The organism is Wolbachia endosymbiont (group A) of Colletes cunicularius, from assembly GCF_964264715.1.
In the GTDB taxonomy this organism is placed as follows: domain Bacteria; phylum Pseudomonadota; class Alphaproteobacteria; order Rickettsiales; family Anaplasmataceae; genus Wolbachia.
Genome location: NZ_OZ183471.1, coordinates 180,740 through 194,511 on the forward strand (window position 1 = coordinate 180,740; position 13,772 = coordinate 194,511).

The 13,772-nt window shown below is 35.4% G+C and carries 7 protein-coding genes; 6 read left to right on the top strand and 1 reads right to left on the bottom strand.

Going from position 1 to position 13,772, the window contains the following annotated elements:
- Nucleotide 1 precedes the first annotated feature (1 nt).
- From ACFELZ_RS01025 to rsmD, 6 genes are all read left to right on the top strand, one after another.
- A complete protein-coding gene (locus tag ACFELZ_RS01025) occupies nt 2-2,212 on the top strand; it encodes a type IV secretion system protein (RefSeq protein WP_375316307.1) in 2,211 nt (736 codons plus the stop codon).
- 33 nt (nt 2,213-2,245) lie between these two features.
- On the top strand, nt 2,246-4,681 hold the full coding sequence (locus ACFELZ_RS01030; RefSeq protein ID WP_375316308.1) for a type IV secretion system protein: 2,436 nt from the start codon (nt 2,246-2,248) through the stop codon (nt 4,679-4,681).
- Entirely contained in the window at nt 4,681-7,689 is a 3,009-nt protein-coding gene (locus ACFELZ_RS01035) for a type IV secretion system protein (RefSeq protein WP_375316309.1), read from the top strand. Before ACFELZ_RS01030 ends, ACFELZ_RS01035 begins: the two co-directional genes overlap by 1 nt.
- A gap of 90 nt (nt 7,690-7,779) precedes the next feature.
- Nucleotides 7,780-11,091: a type IV secretion system protein gene (locus tag ACFELZ_RS01040; RefSeq protein ID WP_375316310.1), complete on the top strand. Its 3,312-nt coding sequence runs from the start codon at nt 7,780-7,782 to the stop codon at nt 11,089-11,091.
- A 2-nt stretch (nt 11,092-11,093) separates the two neighbouring features.
- The gene (locus tag ACFELZ_RS01045; protein ID WP_375316311.1) at nt 11,094-11,723 is read left to right on the top strand and encodes a hypothetical protein; all 630 of its coding nucleotides are present in this window, start codon (nt 11,094-11,096) and stop codon (nt 11,721-11,723) included.
- 123 nt (nt 11,724-11,846) lie between these two features.
- Nucleotides 11,847-12,395 carry a 16S rRNA (guanine(966)-N(2))-methyltransferase RsmD gene (rsmD, locus tag ACFELZ_RS01050; protein WP_375316312.1) on the top strand — a complete coding sequence of 183 codons (549 nt, stop codon included), beginning with the start codon at nt 11,847-11,849 and terminating at the stop codon, nt 12,393-12,395.
- 2 nt (nt 12,396-12,397) lie between these two features.
- On the opposite strand, the gene ACFELZ_RS01055 is transcribed toward rsmD, so the two are convergent.
- Nucleotides 12,398-13,738: a hypothetical protein gene (locus ACFELZ_RS01055; protein WP_375316313.1), complete on the bottom strand. Its 1,341-nt coding sequence runs from the start codon at nt 13,736-13,738 to the stop codon at nt 12,398-12,400.
- Nucleotides 13,739-13,772 lie beyond the last annotated feature (34 nt).

The window sequence follows — 13,772 nt, forward strand, 5'->3', positions numbered from 1 at the left end:
AATGATAGCTGCAATTGTTGGAGTCTGGAAAGCGATAGGGGGGCTTGTTGTTTGTGAACATAGTTTTGTTAAACACCCAGTTGCACGTGGTCATGATGGAAAATACAAAAATTTTAAAGAAGACACAGGTTATAGTGGCTGCACCAATAAAAATTACCAAACAGAAGATGAATATTTTTCTTGTTTGCAAGATAAAGCTCGGGAAGACGTGAACAAAAAAGACTATGACGGGAAAAGAGCAGAAAAAGAAGCCTTAAATTCTAACGTTCAGGAGAGTACAGAAAGTTATTACTGGCCAAAAAACGGTGTGCAATACAGTGAATATATAGAAGTATGTCATCGAAACCCCTTAACGTTTGGTAATCTTTTTGGTGATATAGACTTTAATGTCAGGGAGAAAGATACTCGATATGAAGGTGGGTCATGGCCCCCAAGAGTTGATGGTAAGCTAGAATGTAAAGTTCTTAAAGCTGGGCAAAGCGAAACCATACATGGGTCAACATTTAAAGCAGTAAGAAAAATGGGCAGGTTGTGTGTGGAGCTGGGAAGTGTGAGCATGCTTGGTATCGAAATGACTCCTTGGCCGCAAGGGGTTGATATGGGGTGCACGGAATTGCCACCTGACCCACTTGCTCCTATGTGTAAAGAATCTGTGATGAAATTCAAAAATAAAGATGGTACAGGAAAGGAAGAAGTTCCTATTGGCAGAGATGATGATTACAAAGCTACTATAAGGGGCAAAGAAAAAGAAGGAAAAATTTTTGTAGGTTATGACAATGCTGGTTGTTTTAGCTCGTATCTCTCTGAAGCTTGTTATAACCAGGCAGGCAGTAAATCATTAGCTCCTATTCCCGTAACTTCTATGATAGTACAATGCATTAAGGAATCGTTAGATAATTTAGTTGCAGGTATTGATTCAAGTGGCAGCCCACTTAAAGATAAAGATGGACATAACAAGGGCAGTTTCTTATCTGTAGCACAGAAAAGGCTGAAAAACACCATAACTGCTGTTTTGGTTTTAGCTTTAATACTGTTCTCTATAAAAGCTATGTCTGGTGGAGTGCGCAGTCCACAAGAGATGTACACGTTGATTATTAAATTCGCTTTAGTGATTTACTTCACAACAGGCAGTACCATGTCTCATTATTATGGAGAATTAACTCGTCTCTCAAATGGTTTGTCAGAGATAGTGCTAAAAGCGTCATCTGAAAGTAAAGGCATATGTAATTATAAAGCAGGTACAGATTATGAATATACTCGTGCAGAAAAGAAGGTATCTTACAGTTATCTTGCACCTTGGGATAGGCTTGATTGTAGAATTTTATTTTATTTAGGTGCCCCTTTAGATGGAATTGGTGGCAAAATTGGTACTGGAGGTGTTGCAACGTTAGCAGTCTTGCTTGGTGCTGCTCCTGTCTTGTTAGTTGCAGGTTCGGTAATCGGTATTATTTTTGCTGGTGGACAGATTTTAATAGCTCTTGTTGCTATATTTATGGCCATTCTGATGATGATGGTTATTTTGTGGCTGTGCTATGTATTTATTTTATCTCTAGTTGCTTTAAGTGTAATCATCATTTTATCACCTTTGTTCATTCCTATGGTTTTATTCCAACACACCAAAGGATATTTTGACGGCTGGGTGAAAGAGTTGATTACATATAGCTTATACCCGGTTATCCTTTTTGCATTTTTGTCCTTTATGTTCATAGCATGTGATAAAATATATTTTAAAAATTTGAAATTTGAATCGGATAAGCTATATGAAGAGAATCAAGCAGAAACCTCAGATAGTAAGAAAAAACAGTGGTTCAAATTGAAGGATGGTGAATGTGATAAAAATGAAACTATTCTTGCATGTATGATGCAAAATTATAGCTTTAAAAAGAGCAGCATACTTGGTCTATTCGACTTTACATACATGGAGTTTGGCAGCTCTCTCATCGGAGAGTTATTAAAGTTGTGTCTAGTGTTATTCCTCTTTTACCACTTTTTAAACATTCTTCCTAACATGGCTGCCGAACTTGCTGGTAACCATAGAGCATCACTCGGTTCTGGTAGTACACCTGGACAAATGGTGGGCAAAGCTTTATCTGCTGCCAAAGCTGCTGCTGGAGGTGTTGGTCAAGCTGCTGCTGGGGCTGTCAAGAAGGCAAGAGGTACTGGTGGAGGAGGTGGAGATAGTGTTAAAGGTTCCAGCGAAAAGATTAACTAAGGTGGCGGTGATGCTAGTTAAGGTAAGTAACAGATGCTTAAACGTTTAAGTAACCAAAACTTGGGTAAGCTATGCATAAGTTTTGTGGTACTTTTTTTATTGTCTGGATGCGGGGAGGATCACTGTATTAAGCCAGAAAATTTATCAGGTTTACGTGAAAAACTAGGTATAGTGTCAACAGAGCAGAAGTGGGTTGATTCTGGTGTTTACATCTCAGATGGGATAAGAAGCGTAACAGAGATTAATATAGTGCCTAGTAAGGTTAATTTTTGTCCTAAGCAGTATGGAGATTTTGCAATTGGGCCTGGGAGAAATGACATTACATTACCATTTGCACTTGAAGCTGGTGATACGATAAGCTTTAGTGTTATTGGAAGTAAAGTGTGTCAAGATAAAGAGGATGATACAAAAATCAGGTACGTGAAAATCAATGAAAAGTGCAGCGAACAAGAAGAGAAGTATTTTGCACATGTTTTAAATCGAGAAGGATGTCAGGATGGAATATGTCCTAATAAATATATAATAGGCGATGCGCAATGGTTGAATGGAAAAGAGTACTGGGATTCAGATTTTTCGAAGTTAGATCAAGATGAAAAAAAGATTAAAAATGTCATCAATTCTATAAAACAAGAAGGGGGAAATATAGACTGCAGGGGGCTTTCAAGTGATCAGAAAAGCAAAATAGATACGCGCATTTTGAATTTACTCTGCGGACGTATATGTAAATTTCCTTCCGGCAGCAGAAACAAAGGTTGCGCATATATTGAATACAATAGTATAGAAGGTGAGATATTCAATGCTCTAAATTCTAGTGGTGAATCTGTTATTGCTGAAACTATTAGTAACGTATTAAAGGAAAAACAGGTAAAAACTGATATTACACTATTACGTGTTCACATGGATGGTGAAGATTTTGAATACATTCCAACAGGTGGCATATGTACTAACTGTGATTATAAGATAGAAAAATACCATCGAACACCAAGTTTAACTTTTAGTTTATGTAGTAGAAATGACGAGCACTGCTACGATAGAAATGACAAAGGTGGTTTCAACATAAGAGTAACAAAGAACCATAGCCTAAAAAATAACTTGTATATACGCGTCTCTGACAAACTTCCTGAGCATAACCCTGATGAAACCCAGGGAGATATATCTGTGGATATTAGCCAAGTTCATGATACTGAGTACATGGAAGGCTTAAAAGAAAAGTTAGAAGAAAAAAAAGGCACCATATATTATGGAATAAGAGACCATGGCTGCGATTACAAAAATGAAGGTCAGTTTAGCATTAACCTAACAACTAAAGAGCCACCCACAAGAACTTTTAGTGCAATCTATAATTTTTTTGACGAAAAAGTAAAAACTGCATTTTTTGGTTCCAGCTATAAAGACTCCAACGCGATTCACTCTGATACTAGTCCTGTAAAGCATCTTTACGAAAGTTTTGTAAAATCAAGCAAAACAAACACCATTAGATCTACGATAATATCGCTGTTAGTATTATACATAATCTTATATACCCTTTACTACTTTTTTGGATTAACTCATATTTCTATATATGAGTTTCTAATTATATGCGTAAAGATAGGAGTTATTACCCAGCTGCTGCAGGACAACAGTTGGAATTTTTTTTATAACAATGCATTTTCTATTTTTATTAACACCCCAAAACAGTTAATAGAAATAGCAAATTTCAGAGGCACTACTTCAAATGTTTTTGAGTTTCTTGATTTGCCGTTAAATAGATTTCTGTCATCGCATTCAGTATTGTTAATAGTATCTCTTATATTTTCTGGCCCTTTGGGCATTGTATCTTTTTGCTTGGTGATTTGGGGTTTAATCACAGTGAGCTTATCTATTTTTAATGCCTTATTTTCTTTTATTACATCTATAGCAATAGTTGCGTTATTGCTTTCTTTAACACCTATTTTTATTATTTGTCTTTTATTTGCGTATACTAGGCAGATGTTTCACAACTGGGTTAAAAATTTAGCAAGATTTGCGATTCATCCAGTAGTGCTTTTAATTTTTATATCACTGATAAGTCAGGTTATGGATTATATCATATATTCAGTATTTGATTTTGAAGTCTGCTCTACGTGTATACTTAGTATTAACCTAAAGATTTTTAACCCTTGTATCTTCTATGGTTATGCTTCCAAATATACACCTAATATTACCGCTATGATGGCTTTTGTTATTTTGGGACACGCTATGAAAGCTTTAGTTAAAGCTTCTTCGGCAATATCTGACTCGTTGTTTGGTGCTTATGTGCAAAACGAACCTGGAAAAGAATATCAACAAAGCTTAATGGGAACAGTAGGGTTAGATGAACAAAGCGTTCAAAGAAGAGGAGCAGAAGGCGGAAGAGGAGGAGGTACTTCTCAACAGTCAGGTGCGTCAAGACCTCAAATACCGCAAAGGGCTCAAGGACCTCAAGGACCTAAGATGCCAGGGGGCTCATAATGATAAGTAAAAGATCACTATTATTGATACTGTGTCTTGCAATCACTGGTTGTACTATGGATTGTGTTGAGCCTGGGTTACAGAGCAGAAACACCAGCGTTAATGTGGATGTTCCAGTTCATAAAGCAGATGAAGGAGTTAAAATTCATTGGGTTGATTCTGGTCAGATAATTAGCAAGGGTAAGGAAATCAAATTCACCCTCGATGGATCAGTAAATTTTTGCCCTTTTAAAGAAGACAAAAATCCAAGGAAAGTACTTGTGCCAGCTAGTTTTTGTGCTGATGGCTCAGAACCAAATTATAGTAAAGCTGCAAATATTAACGATGTGCCTAATAATTATGGCGTTGATGAAAAAGGCGTAAATGAAAACGAATTGTGCGGCGGTAAAGAATTTGGCAGCAATAGACGTTATGTAGACACTGGAATAAAAGTAAGTCCTGGTGACAGGTTAAGCTTTAGCTTAGTTCCCAGAAAAATAACAATTGATTATGACAATCCAGGAGGGAAAGGTATCAGCTTTGATGACAATTGTTATAGAGCTGAAGAAGGAGGTGAAAAAGTGTCAGCAAGTGAAATATTGAATGTTAGCAAGAAAGAGGGAGAGGAATTTTTTTGTGAGGGCAAGGATGGAAAGAGAAATAAAATAAAATTTTTACCTCTTGATAAAACAAAAGCAAAGGAAAGCAAAGTGCTAGTTGGCAATGGGTATAGCCCATATGACAATAAGGTACATTTTAATAAAGGTTATATTCAAGACAACGAACCATGGAGATATGGTTCGCTACTCGATTTACGCCGCGCTAAAATAGGATTGAACGAGTTATGTGATGGAAAAAACTGTAGTCTTGATGAGAGAAAAAAGTACTCCTCCTATGAGCTCAACTGTTACCATCAAAATATATGCTATACTGAGAAGGGTATATGGAACTATGGTTCAGGTCAAGCAGGAGAACAAAACTGTGTCTCTTCTATAAGATACAAAAAATATGATAATGAAAACGGCAAATGTGATATGTATTCTCACCTTAGAGAGGTTGAAGACAAGCTTAAGAAGATTAAAGAAAACAAAGAGGATCCAAAGCAGATTAACATTAATTTGACATCAAACACTGAAGAAGATATTTCCTGGGCTGAGGCTCTTGTTGCAAAAATTGGTGATCTTGATAATCAAGGTACTGCTAAAGGTATGCAATGTCTTCCAGATAATGAAGTAGGTGCAAGAAAGGATGATGTGTGTTCGCAAATTAGTGATAATTTTGAGGATTTTTCTCTGAAATTAAATAGTGACTATACAGTAAAAAATGTAACATCTGGTAGTAGTGTGATGCTCGCTATTGCAGATTATGGTCACTATAAAGCTAATAGGGGAGGTTACCATGTTAAAGTGACTAGATCATGTGAATACATTAATGGCGAAAAATTATATGTATATTTAGGTGATAACCCACCTAAAGATTTGCATGGTGTAGGAACTAATGATTTTAAAGTGGTAAGAGAAAGAGTAGACGGAAAAGATGAGTACACCATATTAGATGTAATAAGCGGAGAACACTTTCAGAATGAAGAATCTAAGAAGATATATTTTGGTATTGATGTAAGCAACGTAGAGAGAGATGACATTACAGATAAAAATGGCAAATATTATGAAAATAATAAGTACACAGTAACTTTATTTGTCAAAAGAAAAATTAATGATTTTATTTCATCGAATGTAAACGGGGTATTTAAACTTATAAAAGAAGAAGTAATTGGGGACAGCGTTAAAGATTCATACAAAGGATATGCAAGAGGTCTTCTTCAAGGAGTAAGAGCTTTGCTTACTCTATACGTTATATTTACTGTCGTTGGCTATATGCTTGGAACAATACAGCTAAGTAAATTTGATTTCATTGTAAGAATGTTCAAGATAGCATTTATAGCTTTTGCCTTTAGCGATAGAAGCTGGGAACTTTTTGGTACAACTTTATCCAGACTTTTTATAGATGGTAGCACTTATTTAGTTGATAGCTTTTCTGGCTATATAGGGGAAGGGGGGAGAAAATTTGCATTCTTAGACTTGACAGCAGGAGTATTATTCACAGCAGAAACTTGGTTAAAGTTTTTATCGTTGATGCTCTCTGGTCCTTTTGGCTTTATTGCATTTTTGGCAATACTCTACGCTACTTTTGCGTTTTTAAAATGCATTATTAGCGCTACGTTTAAATATATAATATCTACTGTTCTAGTAGCGTTTTTACTGTCATTAACACCTTTGTTTATCGTGTTTATTTTATTTCAACAGACTAAACCCTTGTTTGATAACTGGATAAAAACGCTGGCTCACGTTGCAGTACAACCAGTTATTTTATTTTCATCTTTATCTCTTTTAAATCAGTTGATGTATTCAGTTCTATACAATCTCACAAATTTTTCTGCATGCTATCAATGTTTAATTAGCGTAAATTTCTTATCGTATGATCTGTGCTTGATGAAATCAATACTGCCTCTTGGATACAGTCCTGGCACTAATGTTGATGTTGCACTCAGTACCGGAGAAAGGGCTGGTGGGCACTTTGCAGCGTTGCCCATAGATCTGATCCAAGCATTTATGTACTTAATTATTGCTAGTGCAATGGAATCTTTTGTTTCTATATCGGAAGCTATGGCACAAGCACTATTCAGCTCTGGTTGGGGAGTTGCTGGCAGTGTTGGTCAAGTTGCCACAAGCGCATCACAATCTATACTGTCGGCTGTTGGCCTTGATAATAAGACCCAAGGTATGATACAGAACATTAGGCAACAAGTGGGTAAAGATCGGACGGAAGTTGACGTGAAGGATAATTACATAAGCCCTAAATCTGAAATACCAGAACAATCAGGTAAGCAAAAAGGTCCTGATAAAAAGGAGAGGGGGAGCTCTAAACCTGAAGCACCAAAACAATCAGGTCAGCAAAAAAATCCTGATGAAACAATAAGAAGTGATCCTAGTGATAAAGCTAAAAACAAGGAAGGAAATGGAGAGAAGTAAGATATGAATGATGTTATGGAGTAACTAATTAAAAAGATATTTTAAGTAAAGTTTTAGAAATTTATTTCTATATTTGGAAAAAGTTTAGATATGCAATCACGCTTAGGCAAATGTTGGTTTAGGGTATTACTTCTTGCAGCTTATATGCTGATCACAGGTTGTAGTAAGAATGATATGCCTTTTCCAAGGTGCATATCTGCTGACTATTTTGGTCCTAAACCTATTGCAGTAAGCGCTCATTTTTCAAGCGACCACGATGCGTTTATTCCAGGAGATGGAGAAGTTATTGATCCTGAAACTGGCGAAATTAATTATGGTTTTCACCATAACCAAGTGGTGAAGTGGGAGGATACCGGACTCGAAACCAATGGAGATAGTTTAAAAGTGCGAGTTAATGGTGCATGGACATCTTGGAGTAATAATAACAAGAAGGAATCTAAAAAAGGCAGTTATACCTTACAAAGCTTGGAGCAGTTAAAATATGCAACTAAATTTGAAGGCAAGTCAGGTGATAATAGTCTACCTGACTTTCACTTAGTTTGTAATGATTACAAACCTAGCATACAAAAATTTTCAAGTAAGCCTAATGCAAGTTGCACTGTAAATTGCAAGTGCATTAATGAAGATGATAGCGCAAATACAGTATCACGTGGTGCTCCATGTTGGTTTACCAATGGTCATGGTGCTTATCTTTTGTTTCAAACGGGGAAAGATGATCCTAACGAAAATCTAAAGTTAATGCGCGATCCTCAATATCCTACTGTACATCTAGGTTATAACTCCACAGCAGAGGGCGACAATGGATTTTTTACTTTAGACAGAGATAACACTAAATTAAAGGACAGAAATTGTAATGAGTTGAAGTTAGAAAAGGGATGGAAAATATATGTAAAAATATTAGATAGATATTATCTAGATAATGTAGGCGGCTACTCTTTTGAGTTTTTGGGTGGAGTACAAAAACCAGGTACCTTTGGATTTTTCAATGAAGTTTATCATTATCTAAAATGTGTATTATTGATTAACAAAAATTGCAAAGAACATTTTAATAGCAATGATCCTGCAGTTGCACAAGCTATGTTCAAAAATATAGCTGAAAAAAGTACGAGCTTTCATAATTTTGTACTTTCCTTGCTTGTTCTATTTGTAGTGATTTCATCGCTTCTTTATCTTTTTGGCATGATACGAGAAACTAAGCATGATATGCTCATCAGAATGATGAAAATCACTCTAGTAATAGTGCTTATATCTCCTGGAAGTTTTAGATTTTTCTATGATCATTTTCTCGTTCTATTCGTTAAAGGTCTTGAACAACTGATAAGTATAATTACTAATTTTGCTCCCAACATGAACACCGGAAGTATTGCTCAAGGAGATGAAGCTGCTCGTATTAAGTTGTTTAGCTTCATGGAGGACATGTTCAATAAGTTTTTTGCTTATTCTGTTTGGAAAAAGTTTGCAGCGTTTTTACATTACCAAATGTGGGCAAGCTTACTTATGATACCAGCAATTTTCATAGGGATAGTTTTATATTTCTTGCTGTGCTTATATGCTTACATAATATTTCTCTCTGGTTTTATGGGTATAGCTTTTCTTATAGCTATCATGCCATTGTTCCTGATCTCTATTTTATTTTCACCGCTGAAAAGTCTGTTTGAAGGTTGGATAAAATTCTGCATCAGCTTTTGTTTACAGTCGATTATGATATTTGCTCTCTTGTCATTACTGGCTTCCATTATAATGAATACCTTTTATAGGCAGTTAGGTTTTACTGTATGCTACAATAAATGGTTTGAGGTAAGGTTATGTGCTCCAAAATTGGTGTTTGGCGGTTTTTGTATCGTTGATAAGCAGTACTTTGGTTGGACCCCAGGGCAAATTTTCGTACCTTACACTCTTGGAGAAGCTTCTCCGCTGAACGTAGATAAGAACATAGAAGGTATAGAAAAGATAAGCAGAGAAGGTGGTACAATAAAATTTACTGGCGGTGCTAGGTATATCCCTCTTCCACCGGATTACATTGAAAAAGGTTTTCGTTATATAGATTACCCTTTCTTTAATCCAATTCCTGGCACTAAAAATAATCCAGCAGACCATTATATTGCAGAAAGTGATATGGTAGTAGATAATAGCTGTAGTGCGAAAGATTTAGTGCGTTTAACAAATAGTTTATCCCATGCGTCAGAAAAGGCTGATATCCTATTGTTAATCAACAATATAGAAAAAAAGATAGGTAGTATGGATAGTGAAATAACAAAGCACTACTGTCAATCTACACAAGATGGAACCGAATGCAACAATTATCGAAAGATGATAAATGATTATAGAAATGGTATCATAAGACCAGATCTCAAAAGAGAGATAAGGTCTTTAGTGGAAAAGGTGATTGAAAGTGATAAAAGCTGTAAATTGGAAAATTTCTCTGACTTAAATAAAGATTATCAAAATAATAGCGATTACCAAAGGGTGCAAGACATACAGAGAGGTTATTTAATCAATGCAGGAGAGATCTTTGTACTATTCTTGCTTTCATTTTTAATGTTCTCCTTACGCGAGTTCGTACAACAAATGGGCTCAAGTATAGCTGGTGGTGGATTCAGTGTTTACAATATATCTAGAATGTATGAAGCATCGCCTTTGGTTGGCATAATGGAAGGATTCAAACAGCAGTGGCAAAATTTTGCTGGTGGAAAACTAGAATCTTTAGGTAATTGGGCTACTCATTTACCGGATAGATTAGCCGGAGGTACAGCTAATCTACTGGGTAGGATACCAAGAGTTGGAGGTGTACTGAAACATGCTATTGATGCGCCACGTAAACTTGTAAATGCTACTATTGAAGCAACAAAATTTGTGACATCGCCTGAAAATGACATTGATAAGCTTGAGGAAAAAATTTACAGGGCGTTTGGAGTTGATAAAGAAGATATTACACATAGAAGGATTGGTAAATATTTAGATTATTATAAAGGATATGTAGGGTCACATTTGGGCTATACAATAGAAGATGCTATGAAGTTTACTTGGGAGCATGGCCTTGATTCTATAGGAGTTAGCCACCGTACAGGAGAAAAAGATGGTTACCAAGGTAATCTGCTCTGTAGAGCAAAATCACATAGGCGAGATTTCTTAGAAAAACTTCATGATTACACTATCGGACTTAAGAGAGAACCAGAAAAAGACAAGCTTGATCAACCACTAAAGGAAAATAAGTCTAATCAATCAAATGAATTAGCACGAGAGTTAGGCACAGAAAAATACACTAATACTCCGGAAGCTATAGAAAAACGTGCTGAAGGAGCTGAAAGAAAGGAAGAAAGAAATCGAGGAGACAGTGAACCGGTCAAAAGGAAATTACCGGAACCAATGAGGAAACCAGATGCAAAAGGAGAAGAGGATTGAAGATGAAGACTAATAAAAATTTCAAAGGCCTTGATTATTATAAATTGCAGCAAGACGATGATGGCAACATAAAGTTAAATGAATACGATGACATTTTAAATGCGCGTAGGGCGAGAGTAGATCTACTATTAGATAACACACCGGACAACAATATCGACCTCACTAGGTTAAATAAAGCTTTGAGTGAGAAATTTGTAGATAATCATAGTTTATTGTCTGAATTTGATAAGGAAGACAAAGAGATTGCACAAGAAAGGCTTAAGGTGTTTAGTATTTTAGAAAGCCTTGAAGACCTTAAAAGCGTAAAAAGTGAAGATCTATTAGAGATTAGTTTATTACTGTCGGATCTTAGCTTCATAGAGAGAAATGTTGTACTAAATCCCGATCAGAATTCTGATCTTGCAGAGTTTAAAAGTCTATTTATCGAAAAAAAGGCATCTGGTGAAGAGTATAGTGAAGAAGAATGTAGAGGCTTTCTTGATAATATAGATAAAATCAATACTATAATTAAGTTAGAGTTAGAAAGCAGAATTGAAGGGATCAATCACGATGAAAGAAATGATTATGGTGGGTTACAAGATGAGATTGGTCAAGCAATTAATGCAGCAGGCAAATCAGAAAAAGATAACTGATGAGTCTTGTGTTTGTGTTTTTCTTACAAGCGACTCGATAGCTTCTCTCTATTAAACTGCTAAAGCCATATTGACATTAATCATATAGTATTAAATAATTAGTTATTTTGGAGCTTATTTAGTATGCTACGCATCATTGCAGGCAAATATCGCGGAAGAAAAATAACTACAGGTAAGCATTTAGCTGCACGGCCAACTATGAGTGTTGTCCGAGAAGCAATATTTAGTATACTTTCCTCAAGAAAACCTATTTATAACTTGAATGTACTTGATTTATTCTGCGGAAGTGGCTCTTTTTCATTTGAAGCACTTTCTCGCGGCGCTAAACATGCATTCATGGTGGATTCAGATTATTACAATTTGCAACTGCCTAAAAAAACAGCAGAAGATTTTGGAATTACGGACAATGTCACGCTAATTTGTTGCAGTGCTAACAAATTGCCACAACCTATTTCAAAGTGCGATGTAGTTTTTATAGACCCACCTTACAATAGCAATCTAGTTGGATCAACGTTGAATGGACTAGCTCACTCAGGCTGGTTAAGTAATGATGCATTGATAATTCTAGAAATCAAAAAAAATGAAGATTTTCAGTACAATAAAAATTTTAGCGTAATTTTGGAACGTACTTACGGTATAGCAAAAATAATTTTTCTTTCTCTATCAACTTAAACTTATATATCCCTTCCATCGAAGGATCTTAATTCTATTTTCGTCAATTCTCTAGAGAAACCACTTCCTCTGTACTTCTCTAGATCAAAACATTTATTAAGTTTAGAGTCTATTAAATATTCATGTGCGTCATTAATAAATTGATTTTCTTTTTCTTCATACTTTTTTATACTACCGTTATCTTCATGATAAACTAAATGTTCTTTGTAATCAGCATGAATATTCTTACTCTCGCAAGGTATTGTAGGATCATGTTCAAGCACTATATTTTGTCTGAACGTTTTGCTAGTGGATTGATCATCGTCAAGTTTACCGACGAGTTGTGCTTCCTGTGGAATTACAGTATCACCTTTTCTACCAACAATCAATACAGAACATTTTGTATTCTCTATAATCTCTCGTGAATTAAATTCTAATCCGCAACGATTAAACCAAAAATTCAAGAATTTTGCAGGAAGCCGTCTCATGAAAAAATCCCCTACCCCATGAGGAAAGTTATTAGTTGCATCCTTAAGTGAGCTATAAGAATTACTATGAATTAATGTTAAATAGATACCTTGTTTTTCAAATCTTTTTAAAACTTCTGCTGCAACTCCTCCTCCAAGCGAATTAGTGTCTAAAATTATGTTATCTGGATGTATACCCTTCACAAGCAACATGTTTACCATTGCCATTCCGGCCTGAACTAACTTTTCACCGTTTGTTAGAAATTTATATAGTGCTACAATCTTTTCTCTCTCCAAAAGAAACTTTATAATATCCTCTATATCTTTATTTTTTCCTAATTCTTGATCACAAGCTTCTACATCTATTTCCGAATCCTCACGTATAAGTTCTTTTTTGTAACGCTTTATCCACTCAGGGCTGACTTCATTTTCTAATAAGCTTTTAATTCTATGCACAACAAACCTTTCCTTAATAAAGTCAAAAAATCTCCATAAGACAACTGCAACAAAAAATACGGTAGCCAAAATTGATAGCACTACTGATGCAAAAGCTAACCCTATAAGCACCTTTTTTGATTTTTGATTCTGATATGCCAAGTATAACGACACAATAGAAGCAGTGGACGATATAGCAAAACGTAACCATAGTGATACTATTCTCCTATTGAATTTTTTTTCTTCAGCTTTTAATTCCTCTTGGAAGAATTCTGAATTAACAATTCTAGAGAAATAGGGATAGTCAAAATAATGCTTAACTAACTTACTTTCTTGCTTCCCAGGTGCATTTTTACCGAGTGCATTAACCTTAATACACCCAAGTACTCCAAAAAAGTTTATCGCGTGTTTTGTATTTTCTTCTGGCTTGATATTACCATTGGTGTAATAAATAACTGTCATTTTATTGTTAATAAATATTAAGCTATTTTAACAT